The sequence below is a fragment of the Pseudoxanthomonas suwonensis genome (assembly GCF_010093235.1).
GTDB classification, from domain to species: domain Bacteria; phylum Pseudomonadota; class Gammaproteobacteria; order Xanthomonadales; family Xanthomonadaceae; genus Pseudoxanthomonas; species Pseudoxanthomonas suwonensis.
On the sequence record NZ_PDWP01000017.1, the window covers coordinates 1 to 23,876 of the forward strand.

Below are 23,876 nucleotides of genomic sequence, written 5' to 3' on the forward strand. Positions count from 1 at the left end.
GCCTACCGCCCACGAACGCGAACGCCCCCTTGCGGGGGCGTCCGTCCTGCCGCCGCCGGCCCAAGGGCCGGCGCACATCCGGGCTCAGCCCAGCTGGCCGTGGCAGTGCTTGTACTTCTTGCCGCTGCCGCAGGGGCACGGGTCGTTGCGGCCGACCTTCGGCTCCTCGCGCACGACGGTACCGCCCGAGGCGGCCTGGGCGCCAACGATGCCGGCGACCTCGTCCTCGGTGCCGTAGCCCTCCTCCCGGGCGTGCTGGAACTGGGCCTGGCGCAGCTTGGCCTCGGCCTGGGCCCGCTCCTGGGCTTCCAGCGCGGCGACCTCCTCCTCGCTGCGGATGCGGACCCGCGCCAGCAGGCTGATGACCTGGCGCTTGACGTTGTCCAGCATCTCCGAGAACAGCTCGAAGGCTTCCTTCTTGTATTCCTGCTTGGGCTGCTTCTGCGCGTAGCCGCGCAGGTGGATGCCCTGGCGCAGGTAGTCCATGCGCGCCAGGTGTTCCTTCCAGCTCTGGTCGAGCACGGTCAGCATGATGTGCTTTTCCAGGGCGCGCATGGTCTCGGCGCCGAGCTGCCTCTCCTTTTCCTCGAACAGGGCGACGACCGCTTCCTGCACGTGGCGCTCGACGCCCTCGGCGTCCAGTTCCTCGCTGGACTTCGCCAGGCCCTGCAGGTCCAGGCGCAGGCCCAGTTCGGACTCCAGCGTGGCTTCCAGGCCCGGCAGGTCCCACTGTTCGTCCACCGACTCCGGCGGCACGAAGCGGGTGACCATCTCGTTGACCACGTCGCCGAGGATGCCGTCGATGTTCTCCTTGACCGAGTCGGCTTCCAGCAGCTCGTCGCGCTGGGCGTAGATCACCTTGCGCTGGTCGTTGTTGACGTCGTCGAAGTCCAGCAGGTTCTTGCGGATGTCGAAGTTGTGGGCCTCGACCTTGCGCTGCGCCTTCTCGATCTGGCGGGTGACCAGGCGGTCCTCGATGACGTCGTCTTCCTTCATGCCCATCATGCGCATGGCCTTCTGCACCCAGTCGGAGGCGAAGATGCGCATGAGGTTGTCTTCCAGCGACAGGTAGAAGCGGGACGAGCCCGGATCGCCCTGGCGGCCGGAGCGGCCGCGCAGCTGGTTGTCGATGCGACGGCTCTCGTGCCGCTCGGTGCCGATGATGTGCAGGCCGCCGGCGGCCTTGACCGCCTCGTGGCGCTCGCGCCAGGCGGCGCGCACCTTTTCCTTCTCCGCATCGGCCGCGTCCTCGCCCAGCGCGGCCAGTTCGGCCTCCAGCGAGCCGCCGAGCACGATGTCGGTGCCGCGGCCGGCCATGTTGGTGGCGATGGTCACCGCGCCGGGGCGGCCGGCGTTGGCGACGATCTGCGCTTCACGCTCGTGCTGCTTGGCGTTGAGCACCTCGTGCGCCACCCCTGCCTTGCGCAGGAAGTTGGACAGCATCTCCGAGGTCTCGATCGAGGTCGTGCCGACCAGCACCGGCTGGCCGCGCTTGTGGCAGTCCTGGATGTCGGCCAGCACCGCGCGGAACTTGCCCTCGCGGTTGAGGAACACCTGGTCCGGGTGGTCGATGCGCTGCACCGGGCGATGGGTCGGGATGACCACCACTTCCAGGCCGTAGATGCTCTGGAACTCGTAGGCCTCGGTGTCCGCCGTGCCGGTCATGCCGGACAGCTTCTTGTACATGCGGAACAGGTTCTGGAAGGTGATGCTCGCCAGCGTCTGGTTCTCGCGCTGGACCGGCACGCCTTCCTTCGCCTCCACGGCCTGGTGCAGGCCGTCGGACCAGCGGCGGCCGGCCAGGGTGCGGCCGGTGAACTCGTCGACGATCACCACCTCGCCGTCGCGCACGATGTAATCCACGTCGCGCTGGAACAGCGCGTGCGCGCGCAGGGCGGCGTTGAGGTGGTGCACCACCGACAGGTTGTTGGCCCCGTACAGGCTCTCGTCCTCGGCGAGGATGCCGGCGCGGCGCAGCAGCTCCTCGGCGTGCTCCATGCCCGCCTCGGACAGGTGCACCTGCTTGCCCTTCTCGTCGACCCAGTAGTCGCCGACGCCGTCCTCGACCTCCTGGCGCTTGAGCTGCGGCACGATCCGGTTGACCCGGATGTACAGCTCCGGCGACTCGTCGGCCGGGCCGGAAATGATCAGCGGGGTACGCGCCTCGTCGATCAGGATCGAGTCGACCTCGTCGACGATGGCGTAGTGCAGGCCGCGCTGGAAACGGTCGTTCCTCGACAGCGCCATGTTGTCGCGCAGGTAGTCGAAGCCGAACTCGTTGTTGGTGCCGTAGGTGATGTCGGCGGCGTAGGCCGCCTTCTTGTCGGCGTGCGGCATGCCCGGGTAGACCACGCCCACGCTCAGGCCCAGCCAGTTGTACAGCTTGCCCATCCAGGCGGCGTCGCGGCGGGCCAGGTAGTCGTTCACGGTGACCACGTGCACGCCCTTGCCTTCCAGGGCGTTGAGGTACACCGGCAGGGTGCCGACCAGGGTCTTGCCCTCGCCGGTGCGCATCTCGGCGATCTTGCCCATGTGCAGGACCATGCCGCCGATCAGCTGGACGTCGTAGTGGCGCATGCCCAGCACGCGCGAGCTGGCTTCGCGGCAGACCGCGAACGCCTCCGGCAGGATCTTGTCCAGCGGCTCCCCGTCGGCGATGCGCTTCTGGAACTCCGGCGTCTTGGCCTTCAGCTCTTCGTCGGAGAGCTTCTGCATCTCCGGCTCCAGGGCGTTGATCCGGGCGACGATGCGGTCCAGCTGGCGCAGGAGCCGTTCGTTGCGGCTGCCGAAGACACGGGTGAGCAGTTTGTTGATCATCGAAAAGGCCGGTTGGGAATGAGCGCCGCGGGCGCCTCCGGGCGCCCCTGGGCAGGGGCACGAAGCCCGGCCCACGGCAATTGGTCATTGTAACTTGGGACGCCGATGGCCGAACTCAAGCGTCGGCGGCGCCGTCCGTCGGCGCGGTTTCCGGAAACGAAAAGGCCCGCCCTCGCGGGCGGGCCCTGGCGGCCGGGAGCGTGCTCAGCCCCGGCTGCGACGCGCCCCCGGGGCGCGGTTGTCGCCGAGGAACTGGCGGGGGTTGACCACCTTGCCGTTCTCCCAGACCTCGAAATGCACGTGGGCGCCGGTGGAACGTCCGGTGGAGCCGGCCTTGGCCACCTCCTGTCCCGCACGGACCAGGTCGCCGGCCTTCACCACCAGGCGCGAGTTGTGCGCGTAGCGGGTGACGTAGCCGTTGCCGTGGTCGATCTCGATGGTCTTGCCGTAACCACTGCGGTTGTCCGCGAAGCTGACCACGCCGTCGGCCACCGCCATCACCGGGTCGCCGACGTTGGCGTTGAAGTCGATGCCCTTGTGGAACTGGCCACCCCGGCCGAACGGGTCGGCACGGCGCCCGAAGCTGGAAGTGATGTAGGTGCGGCGCACCGGCGAGCGCGAAGGCACGGCGTTGGACTCAAGCTGCAGGTCGAACAGCAGCGCCTCCATCACCGAGAGCTGACGGCCGGAGGCGGCAAACTGGCGCTCGACCTCGTCCAGGCCCTGCAGCAGTTCTTCCTTCGGCATGTCGCGCGCAACTTCCGCACCACCCTGGCCAGGCGTGCCCTGGAAGTCGAACTCGCCGTCGTCGAGCTGGCCGGCTTCGGTCAGCCGCTCGCCCAGGGCGTTGAGGCGGTTGGCCTGCGCCTGCAGCTCGCCCAGGCGCGCGGCCAGCGCGTTGATTTCCTGCTGGGACTGCCGGCGGACCTGCTCCAGCTCCTGCTGCTGGCGCGCCAGCTCGATGTCGGTGTGCGACGCATTGGCCATGCCTACGCCGGCACCTGCGCCGAATCCCGCCAGGCCGCCCGCCGCCAGAAGGACACCAGCCATGACGCCCGGCCGCTGTGCGCTCCAGGCCTGGATCCGGCCCCACAGCCCGGCTTTCTGGCCCGGCAGCGGGTTCCTTACGATCAGTTTGTAGCTCATGCTTTAGGTATGCCTGATTTGAAGTCCAACGCCCGCAGGGCAACCAATCCACTTCCCGCGGCCGAAGCCGCTCTGGCGGGTGAAACTGGCGCTCCCCTGCGTCGTGCCCTCTGGCTCGATGCGCTGGACCAGCAGTTGCGTCCCCTGCTGCCCCCCGGTGCGGCAGCCCACTGCAGGCTGGCCAACGTTTCCGGCGGACAACTCGTTTTTGTCACCGATTCGCCGGTCTGGCGGGCGCGGCTGCGCCTGGCAGAAGCCGAACTCCTCGATGCGGCCCGTTCCGTCGGCCTGAACCCCACCGCAGTCATCCTCAAAACGACCACCGTGCCATTGCATGCGCCACCGGCGCAGGCAACGTCCCCCTTGGTTTCAGCGACCGCCCTCAAAGCCGTGGGCGACGCATTGGCATCCTTGCGGGATCCCCTTCCGGAAGATCCCGACGGTCCTGGAAGTTTCCCCACATCCAGGACCGCCCCCCGCCGGTCGGGTCGTTGATAACGCAACCAACCGGGCAGGTGGAGGCATCCTAGCCTCACATTTCGCTCACGTCGTTAGCGATTCGTTAAAAAGTCGTTATACACGTCGAGATTCCGACATCAGGTTCACCGGGGGGCAGGCGCGGTGAACGCACCAATCTGGTGCAAAGGATGGAATCCGACGCCGGGACCAAGCGGTCCCACGCAGGCACCGGGCGCAATCCGGCAGCGCAAACTGCCCGCCACGGCTTGAAAAGCGGCGGATCGGACCGGCAGGGGAACGCGCCGCAGGCAGCGGCGCAGTGATCAGGCCAGGGCGGCGGTGCCGTAGGCCAGCGGAGCCGGGGTTCCGGCGTCCTCGAAGCTGACCCGCTCCCAGGCCGAGGCATCGGCCATCAGCGCGCGGGCCAGTTTGTTGTTGAGCGCATGGCCGGACTTGTAGCCCTCGTAGGCGCCCAGCACCGGACCGCCGACCAGGTACAGGTCGCCGATCGCGTCGAGGATCTTGTGGCGGACGAACTCGTCCGCGTAGCGCAGGCCGTCCTCGTTCAGCACCCGGAACTCGTCCAGCACGATGGCGTTGTCCATCGAACCGCCCAGGCCGAGGTTGAGGTCGCGCATGTACTCCAGGTCGCGCATGAAGCCGAAGGTGCGCGCGCGGGAAATCTCGCGGATGTAGGCGGCGGCCGAGAACTCCAGCACGTGGTGCGACTGCCGCGCCGGGATCATCGGGTGGTCGAACTGGATGGTGAAATCCAGGCGGAAGCCGTCGTAGGGCGAGAAGCGGGCGATCTTGTCGCCTTCGCGCACCTCGATTTCCTTGAGGATGCGGATGAAGCGCTTGGGCGCGTCCTGCTCCTCGATGCCGGCGGACTGCAGCAGGAACACGAACGGGCCGGCGGACCCGTCCATGATCGGCAGTTCGGCCGAGGACAGCTCGACGATCATGTTGTCCACGCCCAGGCCCGCGGCGGCGGACATCAGGTGCTCGACGGTCTGGATCTTGGCCTCGCCGCAGGTCAGGCCGGTGCAGAGCGTGGTCTCGGTGACCAGGCTGGCGGCGGCGGGCACCTCGACCACCGGGTCCAGGTCGATGCGGCGGAACACGATGCCATGGTCGACCGGGGCCGGGCGCAGGGTCATGTAGACCTTGTTGCCGCTGTGCAGGCCGACGCCTGTGGCGCGGATCGTGTTCTTGAGGGTGCGCTGCCGGGTCATTGGGTGAATATTGCGACGTCGGGTGGTGGTCGCTTGACGCGATGAGAATAGCACGCGAACGCATGAACCCCGGCCGAGCAACGGCGGCGGGATGCAGCAGGGACACGGGTTCCGGGACCTTTCGCATGCCCTCCGCCGCGGGGGCGAAAACCTGCCGGGCCTTGCGGCCCGGCAGCAAGAGGACATACGCCGCCCGGCGATGCCGGTACGGACGGCACCGGGCGATCCCCCACCGGCGGACATGGCGTTCCGCCAGGGGGTTGGTGCTCAGTCGGCCTGGCGGCGCAGGAAGGCCGGGATGTCCAGGTAGTCGCTGGGCAGGTCGGCCGCGGCCGGGGCACTGGCGGGAGCGCTGGGGGCGGCGGCGCTGCCGGAGCGGCGCAGGCCCAGCACGTTCACCGCGCTGGCGACCGGGTCGGCGTTGAAGCCGTCGTCGATCGGCAGGCCGGTGGTGCCGTCGCGGACCACGCGCATCGGACGCTGCGCTTCCTGGCGCATGCCCATGTCGCGGCTCCCGTATTCGCGGTCGCGGACCGGCTGGCGGGCGACGGCGCGGTTCAGGCCGGTGGCGACGACGGTCACGCGCACCTCGTCCTGCATGTCCGGATCCAGCACGGTGCCGACCACCACGGTCGCGTCCTCGGAGGCGAAGGCCTCGATCGAACGGCCGATCTCGTCGAACTCGGCCATGGTGAAGTCCGGGCCGGCGGTGATGTTGACCAGGATGCCGTTGGCGCCGGCCAGGTTGACGTCGTCCAGCAGCGGGTTCTGGATGGCGGCCTCGGCGGCGGCCTGGGCGCGGTCGTCGCCGCGGGCCGAACCGGTGCCCATCATCGCCAGGCCCATCTCGGACATGACGGTGCGGACGTCGGCGAAGTCGACGTTGATCAGGCCCGGGCGCACGATCAGGTCGGCGATGCCCTGCACCGCGCCCTGCAGCACGTCGTTGGCGGCGCGGAACGCCTGCACCATGGTGGCGTTGCGGCCGAGCACGGTGATCAGCTTCTCGTTGGGGATGGTGATCAGCGAGTCGCAGTGCTGGCTCAGCTCCTCGATGCCCTTGAGCGCGACCTGCATGCGGCGGCGGCCCTCGAACGGGAACGGCTTGGTGACCACGGCCACGGTCAGGATGCCCATCTCCTTGGCCAGCTGGGCCACGACCGGCGCGGCGCCGGTGCCGGTGCCGCCGCCCATGCCGGCGGTGATGAACACCATGTCCGCGCCTTCCAGCGCGGCGATGATCTGCTCGCGGTCCTCGAGCGCCGCCTGGCGGCCCACTTCCGGGTTGGCGCCGGCGCCCAGGCCCTTGGTGACGTTGCCGCCGAGCTGCAGCTGCAGCTTGGCGCCACAGTTCTTGATCGCCTGCGAGTCGGTGTTGGCGATGATGAACTCAACGCCGTCGACGCTGCTGTTGACCATGTGCGCGACCGCGTTGCCGCCGCCGCCGCCGACGCCGATGACCTTGATCACCGCGTTTGGAGCCATCTTCTCGATCAGTTCAAAGCATGCCATGTCCGTTGTCCTCTTTTGGAGCCGTGATTGGTGATTCGGGATTCGTAATTCGATGAATCCGCCCTCGCCTCTCCGGCGTTCTTCTTGGTTTTTTGTCCGCGTGGCTGGTCTGCATCCGCCGACCCGCCGCGCCCGTTACTGCCAGTTGCTGCCAGTTGCCTTCTGCCTTCCCTTCCGCCTTCCTGCCGTACTTCTTCCGCTCCGCTTCCAAACCCACCGGGCCGTGATTCCCTGCCACAACCGGCAATCCGCGCTGTTACCAATCACGAATCACCAATCCCGAATCCCGGCCTTTAGAACTCCCCGCGATACCAGTTGCGCAGCTTCTTCAGGAAGCTGCCGGCGCGCCCGCTGGGCAGCGAGGGCCGCCGCGGATGCTCGATCTGGCTGCCCATCAGCAGCAGGCCCACGCCGGTGGCATGCACGGGGTTGCCCACCACCTCGCCCAGGCCGGAGACGTGCTGCGGGATGCCGATGCGCACCGGCATCTGCAGCATTTCCTCGGCCAGCTCGATCACGCCTTCCATCTTCGAAGCGCCACCGGTCAGGACCATGCCCGCACGCACCAGCTCCTCGAAACCGGAGCGGCGCAGCTCGGCCTGGACCATCTCGAAGATCTCCTCGTAACGGCCCTGCACCGCCTGGGCCAGCGAGGCGCGCGGCATGCGCCGCGGCGGCCGGTCGCCGACCGAGGGCACCTGGATGCTTTCCTCGGCGGTGGCCAGCTGCGCCAGCGCGCAGCCGTAGCGCCCCTTGATCTGCTCGGCCTCCGGCGTCGGCGTGCGCAGCATGTGCGCGATGTCGTTGGTGACGTGGTCGCCGGCGATCGGCAGCGAGGCGGTGTGGCAGATCGCGCCCTGCACGAACACCGCGATGTCGGTGGTGCCGGCGCCCATGTCGACCAGGACCACGCCCAGCTCGCGCTCGTCGGCGGTCAGCACCGCCACGGAGGAACCCAGGGAGGACAGGATCAGGTCGTCCACCTGCAGGCCGCAGCGCTGCACGCACTTGGTGATGTTCTGCGCCGCCGACTGCGCGCAGGTGACCAGGTGCGCATGCACCTCCAGGCGCACGCCGGTCATGCCCACCGGATTGCGGATGCCTTCCTGCGAGTCGTCCAGCACGTACTCGCGCGGGATCGCGTGCAGGATGCGCTGGTCGGCCGGGATCGCCACCGCCTTGGCCGCGTCCAGGACCCGGTCCAGGTCCTGCCAGGTCACCTCGCCTTCGCGGATCGGGACGATGCCCGGCGAGTTCTTGCACTGCACGTGGTTGCCCGAGATCGAGGCGTACACCGAGCGGATCTCGCAGCCGGCCATCAGCTCGGCCTCCTCGACCGCGCGCTGGATCGACTGCACGGTGGACTCGATGTCCACCACCACGCCGCGCTTGAGCCCGCGCGACTCATGCGAACCGATGCCGATGACCTCGATCGGGTTGCCCGGCGAGTACTCGCCCACCAGCGCCACCACCTTGGAGGTGCCGATGTCGAGACCGACGATGAGGGACTTGTCGCCTTTGCGGTTCATGTACTGCTCGCCTGTGCTGCCTGCGTCCTTGCGGCCAGGGCCGTGGGAAGCGCAGAAGGAGGATTGGAAGAGGTGCGCGGCTGCCCCCATGCCAGGGTGAAGCCGTTGGTGTAGCGGAGGTCGGCGCGCTCCAGCGGGCGCGCCTGGTGCGCCAGCAGCTGCGGCAGCACGCGGGTGAAGCGCTGCAGGCGCGCGCGCGCGTCGTCGCGGCCGACCAGCACCTCCAGCCCGCTGTCCAGGACCAGCGACCAGCTGCCGCGCGCGTCCAGCGCCACGTGGGTCACGTGGAAGCCCAGCGGCGTGAACAGCGCCTGGCTTTCGTTGTAGACCTCGACCACGTCGGCGGTACGCGCATCCGGACCATCCAGGTGCGGCAGGCGCGCCCCGGCCAGCTCGGCCGGACGCAGGAACAGGCGGCCGCGCTCGGAAAGCATGCGGTCCTCGCCCCAGTGCGCGAACGGACGGTGCTCGACCACGCTCACTTCCAGCACGTCCGGCCAATGCTTGCCGACATGGGCGCTTTCGACCCAGGGCAGCCGCTCGACCGCACGCTGCGCATCCTCCAGCCTGACCGCGAAGTAGCCGGCGCGCGCATACGGCGCCACCGCTGCACGCAGCTGCTCGGCCTGGACGCGCTCGAACTGGCCGGTCACGCGCAGGCGCGACAACGGCCAGCGCTCGGCGCCGACCCAGCCGTTGAGCACGGCGACCACCGGCAGGGCGACGAGCGCCAGTGCCAGGAGCCAGGCGGAGAGGCGCAGCAGCGCGTTCATGCGGCGGCCCTCCGGGCTGCCGGGTGATTCGTGATGGGTGATTGGTGATTCGGGAAAGCAAGGCCAACGCGCACGACGTCCAGCCGACGTCCAGCCCGCGGCAGCTCCGCCTTGACGAATCCCAGATCACAAATCACGAATCCCGGCTTTTTCATACCGTCTGCTCCAGGATCCGCCAGCACAGTTCCTCGAAACCGATGCCCAGCTGGGCGGCGGCCTTGGGGACCAGCGAGTGGCTGGTCATGCCCGGCGCGGTGTTGACCTCCATCAGCATGAAGCGGCCGTCGGCGTGGCGCATGACGTCCACGCGGCCCCAGCCGGAGCAGCCGGCGGCACGGAAGCCGGCCAGGGCCAGGGCGCGGATCTCGTCCTCCTCCGCGCCTTCCACCCCGGGGCACAGGTACTGGGTGTCCTCGGCGATGTACTTGGCGTGGTAGTCGTACCAGCCCGAGGCCGGGACGATGCGGATGCTGGGCAGGGCCACCTCGCCGAGGATGCCCACGGTGTACTCGCCACCGGTCAGCATCTGCTCGGCCAGCAGCTCGCCCTCGTAGCCGGCCGCGAATTCCAGCGCCGGCGCCAGCTCTTCTTCCGAGCGGATCGGGAACACGCCGACGCTGGAGCCCTCGCAGGAAGGCTTCACGAACACCGGCAGGCCCAGCTCGCGAACCGCGGCGGCCAGGTCGCCGCCGGGGGGAATGCGCACGAAGCGCGCGGTCGGCAGGCCGGCGGCGATCCACAACAGCTTGGTGCGGATCTTGTCCATGGTCAGCGCGCTGCCCAGCACGCCGGGACCGGTGTACGGCACGCCCAGGCCCTGCAGCAGGCCCTGGACCACGCCGTTCTCGCCGTCGCCGCCGTGCAGGATGTTGAAGACGCGATCGAAGCGCTTCTGCGCCAGCGACTCCACCAGCGCGGGGATGCCGTCCACCGGCTGGGCGTCGATGCCACGCGCGCGCAGCGCCTCCAGCACGTTGCTGCCGGAATTCAGCGAGACCTCGCGCTCGGAGCTGGTGCCGCCCATCAGTACCGCGACGCGGCCGAACACGGCCGGGTCGGCAAAGCGCGGCGGCGGCAGGGCGATCGCGCTCATGCCTTGCCCTCCTTGCCGATGAAGCCCTCGGCCGCCACCTGCTGGGCGATGTAGCCGATGTCGCCGGCACCCATCATCAGCAGCAGGTCGCCGTCCTGGAGCACGTCCGGCAGGACTTCGCGCAGCTCGGCCGCGCGCCCGACCACCACCGGCTCGCTGCGGCCGCGGGCGCGGATCGCACGCGCCAGGGCGCGCGAGTCGGCACCGGGGATCGGCTGCTCGCCGGCCGGATAGACCTCGCTGAGCACCAGCGCATCGGCCTCGGACAGCACCGCGGCGAAGGCATCGAACTGGTCGCGGGTACGGGTGTAGCGATGCGGCTGGAACGCCACCACCAGGCGCTTGTCCGGCCAGCCGCCGCGGGCGGCGGCGAACACTGCGGCCAGCTCGCGCGGATGGTGGCCGTAGTCGTCGACCACCCGCACCCTGGCACCGGCGGCAGTGGCGACCTCGCCCAGGTCGTTGAAGCGGCGGCCGATGCCGGCGAACTTCTCCAGCGCCGCGGCGATCGCCTGCGGCGCCACGCCCAGCTGCCAGCCCACAGCGGCGGCAGCCAGCGCGTTGAGCACGTTGTGCCGGCCCGGCAGGGCCAGGGTCACGGGCACGCTGGCGCCCTCGGGCAGGCGCAGGGTGAAACGCATGCGCGCGCCTTCCTGGACGATGTCCTCGGCGCGCACGTCGGCGTTCTCGGCGGTGCCGGAGGTCATCACGTGGCGCGGGGTCTCCGCGGCCAGGCCGGCGACCTCCGGGTCGTCGATGCACAGCACCGCCAGGCCGTAGAACGGCAGGCGCTGCAGCAGCTCGGCGAAGGCCGAGCGCAGGCGCGCGAAATCGCCGCCGTAGTTCTCCAGGTGGTCGGCATCGATGTTGGTGATCACCGCGATCAGCGGGTTCAGGCGCAGGAAGCTGCCGTCGCTCTCGTCGGCCTCGGCCACCAGCCACTGGCCGCCGCCGAGCTTGGCGTTGGCACCGGCGGCCAGCAGCTGGCCACCGATCACGAAGGTCGGGTCCAGCGCGCCTTCGCTGAGCACCGCCGCGGTCAGCGAGGTGGTGGTGGTCTTGCCGTGGGTACCGGCGACGGCGATGCCGCGGCGGAAGCGCATCAGCTCGGCCAGCATGGCCGCGCGCGGCACCACCGGGATGCGCTGGCTGCGCGCTTCCATCAGCTCGGGGTTGTCCTCGCGGATGGCGGAGGACACCACCACGCAGTCGGTGCCCAGCACGTTGGCGGCCGAGTGGCCGCGTACGATGCGCGCCCCCAGGCTGGCCAGGCGACGGGTGGCGGCGTTCTCGGCGGCGTCCGAACCGGACACTTCGTAGCCCAGCGTCAGCATGACTTCGGCGATGCCGCTCATGCCGGTGCCGCCGATGCCGACGAAGTGCACGCGCGGGAACGCACGCACCAGGTTGTCGGTGTCGTGGAGGCGGCGGATCATGGGGAAACTCCAGGGGAATCGGGGGAAGGAAGGGCTTCGTCGAGGACGATCCCGGCGATGTGGCGGGCGGCATCCGGGCGCGCCAGGCCACGCGCGGCCACGGCCATTGCCAGGCGACGCTGCGGATCGGCGGCCAGTCCGCGCAGCGCCTGCTCCAGCTTCCCGGCCAGGCCCTCGCCCTGCTGGAACAACAGCGCGGCGCCGTGTTCGACCAGGTATTCGGCGTTGCGGGTCTGGTGGTCGTCCACCGCGGCCGCGAACGGCACCAGCACGCTGCCGACGCCGGCGGCGCAGAGTTCGGCCAGGGTCGATGCGCCGGAACGGCATACCACCAGGTCGGCCCAGGCATAGGCCGCCGCCATGTCGGCGATGAACGGCTCCACGCTCGCCTGCACGCCGGCGGCCGCATATGCGGCGCGGGCTTCCTCGTGCAGGCGCTCGCCGCACTGGTGGCGCACTTCGATGGCCACGTCGGCCAGCGCCGCCAGCGCCACCGGCACCGCCTCGTTGAGCGCACGCGCGCCCTGGCTGCCGCCCAGCACCAGCAGGCGCAGCGGACCGTTGCGGCCAGCCAGGCGCTGCTGCGGCTCCGGCAGCGCGGCGATCACCTCGCGCACGGGGTTGCCCACCACTTCCTCGCGCGCGAACGCGCCGGGGAAGCCGGACAGGGTGCGTCGGGCCAGGCGGGCCAGCACGCGGTTGGTCATGCCGGGCGCACGGTTCTGCTCGTGCACCAGCAGCGGGATGCCGGCCAGGCGCGCGGCCAGGCCGCCGGGACCGGAGGCGAAGCCGCCGAACCCGATCACCGCGCGCGGACGGCGGCGGCGCAGCACCGTGCTGGCGGCGCGCACCGCGCGCAGCAGGCGCAGCGGCGCGGCCAGCAGGGTCGCGCCGCCCTTGCCACGCACGCCTGCCACCGGGAGGGTGTCGACCTCGATGCCGTGCTGCGGGACCAGGCGGGTCTCCATCGCGCCGGCCGCGCCGAGCCAGACCACCGGCACGCCCATGGCGCGCAGCTCATGGGCCACGGCCAGCGCCGGGAAGATGTGGCCGCCGGTACCGCCGGCCATCAGCATGACCGGGCGCGCCTGGGCGTCTTCGTGCACGGCGCGGCTCATGCGAAGCCTCCGAAGGTCGGTTCCACGCGCGAGGTGCCGCGACCGGAAGCGGGCGCGGCGCGCGGCGCGGTGCGGACCGCGGCCGGACGCGCCGCCACCGGCGACGGTGCCGCCGGCTCCTCGGCGGCGGCCACCGGCGCGACCGCGTCCGGGCGCAGGCGCGCCACCTGGCGTTCGGCGCGCTCCAGCTCGGACGACACGCGCAGCAGCAGGCCGATCGCCGCGCAGGTCATCATCACGCTGGAGCCGCCGGAGGAAATCAGCGGCAGGGTCAGGCCCTTGGTCGGCAGCAGGCCCAGGTTCACGCCGATCGAGACGAAGCTCTGCATGCCCAGCCACAGGCCGACGCCGAAGGCGATGTAGCCGGCGAAGTGGCGGCGCATCTCCACGCACTTCATGCCGATGTACAGGGCGCGGCCGACCAGCAGCACGTACAGGCCGATGACGCCGCACACGCCGACGAAGCCCAACTCCTCGGCGATGACCGAGAAGATGAAGTCGGTATGCGCCTCCGGCAGGTAGTTGAGCTTCTGCACGGAGGCGCCCAGGCCCACGCCGAACCACTCGCCGCGGCCCACGGCCATCAGCGCGTTGGACAGCTGGTAGCCGGCGCCGAGCTGGTCCTGCCACGGATCCATGAACGAGGTGATGCGGCGCATGCGGTACGGCTCGATGATCGCGATCGCCACCAGCGCCGGAAGCAGCACGAGGATGGGCGCGGACATGCGCGGCAGGTTGACGCCGCCCAGTACCAGCATGCCGGCGGTGATGCCCAGCAGCAGGGTGGCCGAACCGAAGTCCGGCTGCGCCAGCAGCATGCCCACCAGCAGGATCGCCACGCCCAGCGGCTTGAGCATCGCCGGCCAGGTGGCGTTGACCTCGTCGCGGAAGCGGACCAGGTAGCTGGCCAGCCACACGATGTAGATGACCTTCACCGCCTCGACCACCTGGAAGCGCGAGATGCCCAGGTTGATCCAGCGGCGCGCGCCGTTGACGCTCACGCCCAGCCCCGGCAGCCACGGCAGCAGCAGCAGGACGAAGCAGCACAGCAGCAGCTGCTGGTTGTACTTCTCCACCAGCTTCAGCTCGGTGCGCATGGCCAGTACCGCCAGCACGGCGCCGACGCCCACGAACAGCACGTGCCTGACCAGGTAGTGGAACGGCCCCGCCCCCAGGTTCTCGGCGATGGCAATCGAGGCCGAGGCGACCATCACCACGCCCAGCGCGCCGAGCGCCAGCGCGGCGCCGCACAGCCACGGGTCGTAGCGGCCTCCGATGGCCTCCAGCCGGGTCGCCTGGCGGGACAGGTCGTTCATCAGCGCACCTTCAACGTCGCCAGGCCGACCAGGACCAGCACCACCGAGATGATCCAGAAACGCACGATCACGCGCGGCTCCGGCCAGCCCTTGAGCTCGAAGTGGTGGTGGATGGGCGCCATCCGGAACACGCGCTTGCCGGTGAGCTTGAAGCTGGCGACCTGGATCATCACCGACAGGGTCTCGATGACGAAGATGCCGCCCATCACCACCAGCACCAGTTCCTGGCGCACGATCACCGCGATGGTGCCGAGCACGGCGCCCAGCGCCAGCGCGCCGATGTCGCCCATGAACACCATCGCCGGATAGGTGTTGAACCAGAGGAAGCCCAGGCCCGCGCCGGCGATCGCCGCGCAGATGATCACCAGCTCGCCGGCGCCCGGCACCTGCGGGATCTGCAGGTAGTTGGCGAACACGGCGTGGCCGGAGGCGTAGGCGAACACGCCCAGGCCCACGGCCACCAGCACGGTGGGCATGATCGCCAGGCCGTCCAGGCCGTCGGTCAGGTTGACCGCGTTGGAGAAGCCCACGATCCAGAAGTAGGCGATGGCCACGAACGAGATGCCCACCAGGGGCAGCGCGATCGACTTGAACAGCGGCACGTAGAAGGTGGTCGCCGCCGGCACGTCGGCGTACAGGTACAGGTACAGGCCGGCGGCCAGGCCGAAGATCGACTGCAGCAGGTACTTCCAGCGCGACTTCAGGCCGTTGGGGTCGCGCTTGACGATCTTGATCCAGTCGTCGTACCAGCCGATCGCGCCGAAGGCCAGCATCACCAGCAGCACGGTCCACACGTACTTGTTGCGCAGGTCGCCCCACATCAGCACCGCCAGCATGACGGTGATCAGGATCATGGAGCCGCCCATGGTCGGGGTGCCGGCCTTGGAGAAGTGCGACTGCGGGCCGTCCTTGCGGATCGGCTGGCCGCCCTTGAGCTGGCCGAGCTTGCGGATCACCGCCGGGCCCAGCCACAGCGACAGGAACAGCGCCGTCAGCGCAGCCAGGATGCCGCGGAAAGTCAGATAGGCGAACAGTCCGAAGAAGTTCTCCAGGCCCTGCAGCCAGCGCGCCAGTTCAAGCAGCATGCGTAGCGTCTCCCTGCGCCAGCAGCGCGTTCACGATCCGGTCCATCGCGCTGCCGCGCGACCCTTTCACCAGCACCCGCAGGCGCCGCTCCCCGGCGCCGGCCGCATCCGCCGGCGCGCGTGCCGCCAGGTCCGCGGCGAGGGCCGCCGCGAGCGCCTGGTGGCTGTCGAAATGCCGGCCTTCGTCGCCGAAGGCACGCGCCGCGTGGGCACTCAGCTCGCCCAGCGCGTACAACCGGGCGATCCCGGCCTGGCGCGCGCGCAGGCCGGCGTCGGCGTGCAGCGCCGCGGCCTCCGGGCCCAGTTCGCGCATGTCGCCCAGCACCAGCCAGGCCTCGTCGCCGCTGCCGGCCAGGGCATCGATCGCCGCTGCCACCGAGCCGGGATTGGCGTTGTAGCTGTCGTCCACCAGCACCACGCCGCCGGGCAGGCCGTGCGCGACCTGGCGGCCTGCGACCGGACGCGCCTGTGCCAGCCCCTCGGCGATGGCCGCCAGCGGCACGCCGCAGGCCAGGCCGATCGCGGCCGCAGCCAGCGCGTTGCGCACGTTGTGGCGACCCGGCAGCGCCAACTCGACCATGGCCTCGCCCTGCGGCGTGACCAGCACGAAACGGCTGCCTTCGGCACCGGCCTGCACGTCGCGCGCGGTCACTTCGGCGCTGGCGTCCAGGCCGAAGCGCAGCAGCCGGCGTCCGGTTTCGGCCGGACGCACGAGCTGCTGCTCGAACCAGGCACCGAAGGCGTCGTCGGCATTGACCACGGCGGTGCCACCTGCCGGCAGCGCGGTGTAGATCGCGCCCTTGGTCGTGGCCACGCCCAGCAGGTCGCCCATCCGCTCCAGGTGGGCCGGCGCGATGTTGTTGACCACCGACACGTCCGGACGGGCGACGTCGGTCAGGTAGGCGATGTCGCCCGGCTTGCCGGCGCCCATCTCGTAGATGGCGAAATCCGCATCCTCCGGGGCATCGATCACCGCCAGCGGCAGGCCGATCTCGTTGTTGCGGTTGCCCGGGTTGGCGTAGGCATGGCCGGCCTGCCGGAGCACCGACAGCACCAGGGTCTTCACGCTGGTCTTGCCGTTGCTGCCGGTGATGGCCACCACCTTCGCGTCGCGGCCGCGCTGCATGCCGGCGGCGATCCGCGCCAGGGCAAGCTCGCTGCTTTCCACCAGTACCTGCGGCGCATCCAGGTCCAGCAGGCGCTCGACCAGCAGCGCGACCGCTCCGCGCGCCAGCGCGTCGGCGGCGAAGTCGTGGCCGTCGAAGCGCTCGCCGCGCAGGGCCAGGTACAGGCTGCCGGAAGACAGCGCGCGGGTATCGTGGGCGATGGCGTCCACCGCCACGTCCTGGCCGTGCAGCTCGCCGCCGGCCCAGTGCGCGATCAGCGACAGCGGGGTGCGCTTCATGCCTGCACCTCCGCCGGGCTCCACGCATCCAGGGCGGCGCGCGCCACCTCGGTGTCGTCGAATGGATGCCGCACTCCGGCAATCTCCTGGTAGGGCTCATGCCCCTTGCCGGCGACCAGGACCACGTCCTGCGCGCCGGAGCGGGCGATGGCGCGGGCGATGGCCAGCGCGCGGTCGCGCTCCACCTGCACCGCTTCGGGCGCGGCGAAGCCGGCCATGATCCCGGCGACGATCGCGTCGCCATCCTCGCCGCGCGGGTTGTCGTCGGTGACGACCACCTGGTCGGCGTGCGCCTCGGCGATGCGCGCCATCATCGGGCGCTTGCCGCGATCGCGCTCGCCGCCGCAGCCGAACACGCAGGTCAGCCGCGCGCCGGCATGGGCGCGCAGGCTGGCCAGCGCCTGTTCCAGCGCGTCGGGGGTGTGGGCGTAGTCGACCACCACCAGCGGACGCACGCCGTCGCCACCAAGGCGGTTCATGCGCCCGGCCACGGGCTGCAACCGCGACAGCGTGGCGGCCACGCAGGACGCGCTGTCGCCCAGCGCATGCAGGACGCCAGCTACGGCCAGCAGGTTGTCGACGTTGAAGCGGCCCAGCAGCGGCGAACGCACCGGGTGGGCCTCGCTGCCATCCCACAGCTCGAAGGAGATGCCGCGCGCGTCGAACTGCAGCGCGCGCGCCTGCAGGGTCGCGCCGGCGCGGCCGCGGGAACTGACCCCGACCACGCGCACGCCCGCCGGGATCCGCGCCGCAAGCGCCTGGACGTAGTCGTCGTCCAGGTTCAGCACCGCGGCCCTGAGGCCGTCGCGGAAGAACAGCTTCGACTTGGCCTCGCCATAGGTGGCCATGTCGCCGTGGTAGTCGAGGTGGTCGCGGGTGAGGTTGGTGAACACGCCGACGTCGTAGTGCACGCCGTCGACACGCCCCTGGTCCAGAGCATGCGAGCTGACCTCCATGGCCACCGCCTCGGCGCCGGCGTCGCGCAGCTGGCCCAGCAGCGCGTGCATCGGCAGCACCAGCGGCGTGGTGAAACCGGTCGGGCGCACCTCGCCATGCAGGCCCGCGCCGAGCGTGCCGATGCTGCCGGCGCGCAGGCCCCGCTGGTGCCAGGCCTGGGCCAGCAGCTGGACGGTCGAGGTCTTGCCGTTGGTGCCGGTGACCCCGACCATCGTCATGGCGTGCGAGGGGTGGCCGTGGAACAGGTCGCCCATCGCGCCCAGGCGCGAGCGCAGGCCTGGCACGGCGATCGCCCCGGCGGGCGCCGGGTACTCGGCCGGCGCCGGCGGCTCGAACAGGACCGCGGCCGCACCGGCCTGGAGCGCCTGCGCGGCGAATGCCAGGCCATGGGTACCGAACCCGGCGATCGCCACGAAGGCATCGCCCGGCTGCACCTGGCGGCTGTCCATCACCAGCCCGGAAACGACGAGGTCGCGCGGCAGCGCGACGTCGGGCAGCAGGCGCGACAGCGGCATCGACCGGCTCATGGGAGCCCTCCCACGCCGGACATCGCCGGCGGCAGGGTGGGATCCTCGGCGCCGGGATCGTCGATCGCCTCCGGCAATGGCGCCAGCGCGGCATTGCGCTTGGCTTCGCCCTTGGCCTGCGCGGCCAGCCAGGTGTCGATGTCGTCCGGCGGCACGTCCATCACCCGCAGCGCGTCTTCCATAACCGCGCGGAACACCGGGCCGGACACCAGGCCCGCGTAGTAGGACCCGGCCTGCGGATCGTTGACCACCACCACGGTGGCGAAGCGCGGGTTGGACGCCGGCACCAGGCCGGCGAAGGTCGTGGTGTAGCGGCGCGAATAGCCGCCCGCGGAGGCCTGGCGCGCGGTGCCGGTCTTGCCGGCGACGTGGTAGCCGAGGATCGCGGCCTGGGTGGCGGTGCCGCCCGGCTCGGTCACCGTCTGCATCATCCGCACCACCTGGTCGGCGATCTCCGGGGCGACCACCTGGCGCGACTCGTTGATCTGGCCCTTGACGAAGGTCGGAGGGGTCAGGCGCCCATGGTTGCCCAGCGCCGCGTACGCCTGGGCGATCTGCAACGGCGTGACCGACAGGCCATAGCCGTAGGACATCGTGGCCTTGGTCAGCCCGTCCCAGCGCGCCGGTGGACGCAGCACGCCGGCGGCCTCGCCCGGGAAGCCGCTGCGCGGCGGGCTGCCGAAGCCGAAGCCGCGGATGAAGTCGTAGAAATACTGGTCGTCCAGCGGCTGCGCCAGCATCACCGCGCCGAGGTTCGAGCTCTTGGTGATGATGCCGGTGACGTCCAGCACGCCGTAGTTGCGGTGGTCGCGGATGGTGAAGCGGCCCAGGCCCATGTAGCCGGGGCTGGTGTCGAACTTGGTGGCGGCGTGGACCTTGCCCGCGCTCAGGGCGGCCGCGGCGGTGATCGGCTTCATGGTCGAGCCAGGCTCGATCAGGTCGGTCACCACGCGGTTGCGGCGGCTGTCCGGGTTGCCCCCGGTGACCGCATTGGGGTTGTAGCTGGGCAGGTTGACCATCGCCAGCACTTCGCCGGTGGCCACGTCCAGGACCACCGCCGAGCCACTGGCGGCCTTGTGCTTCTCCAGCGCGTTGCGCAGTTCGCGGTAGACCAGGAACTGGATGCGGCGGTCGATGCTCAGCACCAGGTCCTTGCCCGGCTCGGCGGCCCGCACCAGGTCGATGTTCTCGACGATGCGGCCGTGGCGGTCGCGGATCACGCGCTTGGCGCCGGGCTTGCCGCGCAGCCATTCGTCGAACGCCAGCTCCAGTCCTTCCTGGCCGCGGTCGTCGATGTTGGTGAAGCCCAGCACGTGGGCCATCGCCTCGCCCTGCGGGTAGAAGCGGCGGAACTCGCGCTGCGAGAACACGCCCGGCACGTTGTGGGCGAGGATGGCGTGCGCCTGGTCGGGGTTGATGCGGCGCTTGAGGTAGACGAACTCCTTGTCCGCCCGCTGCGACAGCCGGGTGGTGAGCTGGTCCAGCGGCACGTCCAGCGCCTTGGCCAGTTCCGGCAGGCGCTCCGGGTAGCGCAGCAGCTCTTGGGGATTGGCCCAGATCGACTCCACCGGCGTGGACACCGCCAGCGGCTCGCCGTTGCGGTCGGTGATCATGCCACGCGAGGTCGGGATCGGGATCTCGCGCACGAAGCGCGCCTCGCCCTGGCGCTGGTAGAACTCGGCGTCCACCAGCTGCACCCAGGCCGCACGGCCGACCAGCGCCACCGAGCACAGGCCCAGGGCGGCGCCGACCAGCATCATCCGGCCCCGCAGGTTGAACGGGGCACGGTTGCGGTTGCGGACCGGGCGGCGATCGCTCATGGGCGCACCACCACGATGTCTTCCGCATCGGGGAACTTCATGCCCAGGCGCTCGCGCGCGACCTGGTCGATGCGGTTGGCCTGCGCCCAGGTCGCCTGCTCCAGCTGCAGGCGGCCGAATTCGATGTTGAGCTCGTCGCGCTGCCGCTCCAGGCGGGTCAGCTCGACGAACAGCTGGCGATGGCGGTAGCGCTCGTACACCACCGCGATCCCGGTGGCGACCACGGCCAGCAGCAGGATGCCGACGAGGAAGCGGGTCATGCCGCGCGCCTCCCCTGCCCGTCCAGCTTCTCGGCCACGCGCAGCACCGCGCTGCGCGAGCGCACGTTGGCCTCCAGCTCCTCGGCGCCGGCACGGATCGCGCCGCCCAGGGCGGCCAGCGCCGGCACGAACACGCTCGCCTCCGGCAACCGGCGGTTGGCCGGCGGCGCCTTGGAATGGCGGGCGATGAACTGCTTGACCATGCGGTCTTCCAGCGAGTGGAAGCTGATCACCGCCAGGCGGCCGCCCGGGCGCAGCGCGGCCAGCGCCGCATCCAGCCCGGCCTCCAGGTCGGCCAGCTCGCGGTTGATGTGGATGCGGATGGCCTGGAAGCTGCGGGTCGCCGGGTTGCTGCGGTCCTTGCCGCGCGGGACCACGCTGGCGATCAGGCTCGCCAGCTGGGCGGTACGGGTGATCGGCTGCTGGGCCCGCGCGACCACGATCGCGCGGGCGATGCGCCGGCTCTGCCTCTCTTCGCCGTAGGTCCACAGCACGTCGGCGATCTCGCGCTCGTCCGCACGCGCCAGCCACTCGGCGGCGCTCTCGCCCGAGTCGGGGTCCATGCGCATGTCCAGCGGGCCGTCCTTGCCGAAGGAAAAGCCGCGCTCGGCCACGTCCAGTTGCGGCGAGGACACGCCCAGGTCGAGCAGGATCCCGTCGAGGTCGCGCGCCTCGTCCCAGTCGGCCATGCCGGTGAAGCTGCCGCGGCGGATCGAGACGCGCGGGTCGCTGCCGAAACCGGCCTCGGCCACCGCGATCGCTTCGGGATCCTTGTCCATCAGCAGCAGGCGGCCTCCGGGGCCGAGTCGCTCCAGCACGCCGCGCGCATGCCCGCCGCGGCCGAAGGTGCCGTCCAGGTAGCGCCCCTCGGGCACCACGCGCAAACCATCCAGGACCTCGGCGAACAGCACCGGCAGGTGCGCCGCCGGCGTCGACGGGTCCGCGGGGTGGCCGGGCTGCGCGGTCCGCATCCGGTCCCCCGCCATCACAACCTCAGGTCGAGCATGTGCTCGCTCAGGTCCTCGTCGGACAGGGTCCGGCGGATCTGGGCGTGGTGCGCCTGCTCGCTCCACAGTTCGAACTTGTCGCCCATGCCCAGCAGCACCGCCTTCTTCTCGATGCCGACCGCGCTGCGGTGGCTGGCCGGGATGGAGATGCGACCGTTGCCGTCCAGCTCCACCGGCGCGGCAGCGCCGACCAGCTTCAGCTGCAGCTGGCGGTGGGCCAGGCGGGTGCTGGGCAGCTTGATGACCGAATCGCGGACCCGCTCCCATTCGGCATGGGGATACAGATAGAGGGAGCCGGCTTCGAAGGGGTTGTAGGTGATGACCAGGCGGTTGCCGCACTCGCGCGCGACAAGGTCACGGTAGGCCGTGGGAATGGCCACCCGTCCCTTGTCGTCCACTGTGATGGCGGTCTCGCCCTGGAACACGTCGTACTACCCGCATCGGCTGCTGGGAGGTTGTTCACCACGGAAAACCACCAAATACCCAGGTTTCCCACTGGCGCCCACCTTAGCACCACCAACAGGGTTGTCAACAGGCCGTGGAACGAAAAATCGCCTGTAGCGTCAATGGTTTGCGAAGATGTTCACAGACAAGTTCAAGGGTTTTCCACAAGTCGCTGTTTAGTCTCAAATTTTGAGATTCGGCCCGAAGCCGGCCGTGTTAACGCGGTGTGTAGCAGTCGGCCAGCCCGGACATACGCCCCGGTCGGGACCCCCGGAAGTTTGCGCGGCGCAGCAGCCTGCCGACCCACCGCGCCCGGACGGCACGCCCGACGCCCCATGGCAACCGTGCCTGGGCGGCCGTCTCAGGGGCAGACCGCCGGCCGGGCGCGCCCCACCGCCACGGCGGGCCCAACGAGAACAGCCCCCGCCGGGGGCGGGGGCTGCTGGATGAGGTGCGGAGCCGGCCGGTAAGCCGGGTTCTGTCGTGGACAGTCATTCCTCTAGGCGCCGCGTCACCGCGACGCTCAAGCAACCTACCCGGAGACACCGCGGGCCGCGGCATGGTCTCCCTATTTGGTCTTGCTCCCGGTGGGGTTTGCCGTGCCGGCCTGTTGCCAGGCTCGCGGTGCGCTCTTACCGCACCGTTTCACCCTTGCCTGATCCCGACCCGCCTTGCGGCGTGCCGGGCCATCGGCGGTCTGCTCTCTGTTGCACTTTCCGTCGGCTCGCGCCGCCCAGGCGTTACCTGGCACCGTGCCCTGTGGAGCCCGGACTTTCCTCGGCATGCTTGCGCATGACGCGACTGTCTGGCCGACTCCGCGGGGACGTATTCTACGGCTTCGCCGTACGAATACCCCACGCTTTGCTGAAGCAAAGCGCGGGCCCCTCGAATCTTCACCTCCAATCCCCCGTCGCTGCCGCGGCGGCCCCCTTACCAAGGGGGCCTGGGGCGAACGGAGCGGTGGCAAGGAAGGGCGTACATGCATATGTGTACCCGGCCGGGGGGCGTGCAGCGGGGTAACCCGGTTCCGGAGCGCCGCGGCTCCGCCCGGAGCCGGCGACTTGCGGCCGCTCCTCCAGCCCTGCACGCAGCCGCGGCTTACTCCCCGGGGCCGGCGCCGTAGAGCGCCTTGCGCGGGGCGCCGGTGATCTCGGCGGCCAGCTTGGCGGCGGTCGACGGCGGCAGCTGCCTGGCCAGGATGGCGTGGACGCGGCGACCTTCGGCCAGCTTCGCGTCGGCATCCTCGCCCACACCCTGCACCACCAGCACGAACTCGCCCTTGCGCTGGTCGGCATCGTCCTGGACCCGCCGGTGCAGGTCGGCCAGGGTGCCATCGAGCACCGTCTCGAACAGCTTGGTCAGCTCGCGCGCCAGCACGGCCGGGCGCTCCTCGCCGAAGGCCTGGCGCAGGTCGGCCAGGGATTCCTCGATCCGGTGCGAGGACTCGTAGAACACCAGGGTTCGCGGCTCGCCGGCCAGCGCGGCCAGGCGCTCGCGGCGGGCGCTGGCCTTGGCCGGCAGGAAGCCCTCGAAGGCGAAGCGGTCGCTGGGCAGGCCGGCCACGCTCAGCGCGGCGATCAGGGCCGACGGTCCCGGGACCGGGCTGACCCTCACCCCCGCCTCGCGCGCGGCGCGCACCAGGCGGAAGCCGGGGTCGCTGACCAGGGGCGTGCCGGCATCGCTGACCAGGGCCAGCGACTCGCCGGCCAGCAGCCGCGCCACCAGGCGCTCGGCCATCTGCTGCTCGTTGTGCTCGTGCAGCGCGACCAGCGGCGTGGAGATCCCGAAGTGCGACAGCAGCTGGCCGCTGCGGCGGGTGTCCTCGGCGCAGATCGCCGCCACTTCGCGCAGCACCTGCTGCGCCCGCGGCGAAAGGTCGCCGAGGTTGCCGATGGGCGTGGCGACGACATGCAGGGTGGCGGCGGGCATCACGGGTC

Annotated in this window: 19 protein-coding genes and 1 other RNA gene; 1 reads left to right on the forward strand and 19 read right to left on the reverse strand. The window is 70.6% G+C overall.

All coding sequences use genetic code 11. From position 1 onward, the window contains the following. Positions 1-84 precede the first annotated feature (84 nt). Entirely contained in the window at positions 85-2,817 is a 2,733-nt protein-coding gene (gene secA / locus CSC68_RS09610; protein ID WP_162203343.1) for a preprotein translocase subunit SecA, read from the reverse strand. A gap of 204 nt (positions 2,818-3,021) precedes the next feature. Then, positions 3,022-3,963: a M23 family metallopeptidase gene (locus tag CSC68_RS09615; protein WP_162203344.1), complete on the reverse strand. Its 942-nt coding sequence runs from the start codon at positions 3,961-3,963 to the stop codon at positions 3,022-3,024. 9 nt (positions 3,964-3,972) lie between these two features. Here CSC68_RS09615 and CSC68_RS09620 point away from each other — a divergent pair, with 9 nt between their 5' ends. Continuing rightward, on the forward strand, positions 3,973-4,458 hold the full coding sequence (locus tag CSC68_RS09620) for a DciA family protein (protein ID WP_162203345.1): 486 nt from the start codon (positions 3,973-3,975) through the stop codon (positions 4,456-4,458). Positions 4,459-4,745: 287 nt separating this feature from the next. On the opposite strand, the gene lpxC is transcribed toward CSC68_RS09620, so the two are convergent. The 17 genes from lpxC to rsmI form a co-directional block, all read right to left on the reverse strand. After that, positions 4,746-5,657: a UDP-3-O-acyl-N-acetylglucosamine deacetylase gene (gene lpxC / locus CSC68_RS09625; RefSeq protein ID WP_162203346.1), complete on the reverse strand. Its 912-nt coding sequence runs from the start codon at positions 5,655-5,657 to the stop codon at positions 4,746-4,748. A 267-nt stretch (positions 5,658-5,924) separates the two neighbouring features. After that, a complete protein-coding gene (gene ftsZ / locus CSC68_RS09630; protein WP_162203347.1) occupies positions 5,925-7,169 on the reverse strand; it encodes a cell division protein FtsZ in 1,245 nt (414 codons plus the stop codon). 293 nt (positions 7,170-7,462) lie between these two features. Further along, positions 7,463-8,698 (reverse strand): cell division protein FtsA, encoded by a 1,236-nt coding sequence (gene ftsA, locus CSC68_RS09635; RefSeq protein ID WP_162203348.1) that lies wholly within the window; start codon positions 8,696-8,698, stop codon positions 7,463-7,465. Continuing rightward, the gene (locus CSC68_RS09640; RefSeq protein WP_162203349.1) at positions 8,695-9,471 is read right to left on the reverse strand and encodes a cell division protein FtsQ/DivIB; all 777 of its coding nucleotides are present in this window, start codon (positions 9,469-9,471) and stop codon (positions 8,695-8,697) included. Before CSC68_RS09640 ends, ftsA begins: the two co-directional genes overlap by 4 nt. Before the next feature lie 151 nt (positions 9,472-9,622). Continuing rightward, entirely contained in the window at positions 9,623-10,564 is a 942-nt protein-coding gene (locus CSC68_RS09645) for a D-alanine--D-alanine ligase (RefSeq protein WP_162203350.1), read from the reverse strand. Beyond that, positions 10,561-12,000 (reverse strand): UDP-N-acetylmuramate--L-alanine ligase, encoded by a 1,440-nt coding sequence (murC, locus tag CSC68_RS09650; RefSeq protein ID WP_162203351.1) that lies wholly within the window; start codon positions 11,998-12,000, stop codon positions 10,561-10,563. The genes CSC68_RS09645 and murC overlap by 4 nt, the downstream gene beginning before the upstream one ends. Then, on the reverse strand, positions 11,997-13,118 hold the full coding sequence (gene murG, locus CSC68_RS09655) for an undecaprenyldiphospho-muramoylpentapeptide beta-N-acetylglucosaminyltransferase (RefSeq protein ID WP_162203352.1): 1,122 nt from the start codon (positions 13,116-13,118) through the stop codon (positions 11,997-11,999). The genes murC and murG overlap by 4 nt, the downstream gene beginning before the upstream one ends. Further along, a complete protein-coding gene (gene ftsW / locus CSC68_RS09660; protein ID WP_162203353.1) occupies positions 13,115-14,434 on the reverse strand; it encodes a putative lipid II flippase FtsW in 1,320 nt (439 codons plus the stop codon). Before ftsW ends, murG begins: the two co-directional genes overlap by 4 nt. Continuing rightward, positions 14,434-15,519 carry a phospho-N-acetylmuramoyl-pentapeptide-transferase gene (mraY, locus tag CSC68_RS09665; RefSeq protein WP_162203354.1) on the reverse strand — a complete coding sequence of 362 codons (1,086 nt, stop codon included), beginning with the start codon at positions 15,517-15,519 and terminating at the stop codon, positions 14,434-14,436. Before mraY ends, ftsW begins: the two co-directional genes overlap by 1 nt. After that, positions 15,509-16,924 carry a UDP-N-acetylmuramoyl-tripeptide--D-alanyl-D-alanine ligase gene (locus CSC68_RS09670; RefSeq protein ID WP_162203355.1) on the reverse strand — a complete coding sequence of 472 codons (1,416 nt, stop codon included), beginning with the start codon at positions 16,922-16,924 and terminating at the stop codon, positions 15,509-15,511. Before CSC68_RS09670 ends, mraY begins: the two co-directional genes overlap by 11 nt. Further along, the gene (locus tag CSC68_RS09675) at positions 16,921-18,408 is read right to left on the reverse strand and encodes a UDP-N-acetylmuramoyl-L-alanyl-D-glutamate--2,6-diaminopimelate ligase (protein ID WP_162203356.1); all 1,488 of its coding nucleotides are present in this window, start codon (positions 18,406-18,408) and stop codon (positions 16,921-16,923) included. The genes CSC68_RS09670 and CSC68_RS09675 overlap by 4 nt, the downstream gene beginning before the upstream one ends. Then, positions 18,405-20,228 (reverse strand): peptidoglycan D,D-transpeptidase FtsI family protein, encoded by a 1,824-nt coding sequence (locus CSC68_RS09680; protein ID WP_162203357.1) that lies wholly within the window; start codon positions 20,226-20,228, stop codon positions 18,405-18,407. Before CSC68_RS09680 ends, CSC68_RS09675 begins: the two co-directional genes overlap by 4 nt. Then, positions 20,225-20,488 carry a cell division protein FtsL gene (ftsL, locus tag CSC68_RS09685; protein ID WP_162203358.1) on the reverse strand — a complete coding sequence of 88 codons (264 nt, stop codon included), beginning with the start codon at positions 20,486-20,488 and terminating at the stop codon, positions 20,225-20,227. Before ftsL ends, CSC68_RS09680 begins: the two co-directional genes overlap by 4 nt. Beyond that, complete coding sequence (gene rsmH / locus CSC68_RS09690) at positions 20,485-21,459, reverse strand: 16S rRNA (cytosine(1402)-N(4))-methyltransferase RsmH (RefSeq protein WP_162203359.1); 975 nt, start codon at positions 21,457-21,459, stop codon at positions 20,485-20,487. Before rsmH ends, ftsL begins: the two co-directional genes overlap by 4 nt. A 14-nt stretch (positions 21,460-21,473) precedes the next feature. Continuing rightward, entirely contained in the window at positions 21,474-21,920 is a 447-nt protein-coding gene (gene mraZ / locus CSC68_RS09695; RefSeq protein ID WP_162203360.1) for a division/cell wall cluster transcriptional repressor MraZ, read from the reverse strand. A gap of 470 nt (positions 21,921-22,390) precedes the next feature. Continuing rightward, an RNA gene (gene rnpB / locus CSC68_RS09700) (RNase P RNA component class A) lies at positions 22,391-22,756 on the reverse strand. 281 nt (positions 22,757-23,037) lie between these two features. Further along, positions 23,038-23,868: a 16S rRNA (cytidine(1402)-2'-O)-methyltransferase gene (gene rsmI, locus CSC68_RS09705; RefSeq protein ID WP_162203361.1), complete on the reverse strand. Its 831-nt coding sequence runs from the start codon at positions 23,866-23,868 to the stop codon at positions 23,038-23,040. Positions 23,869-23,876: the final 8 nt, after the last annotated feature.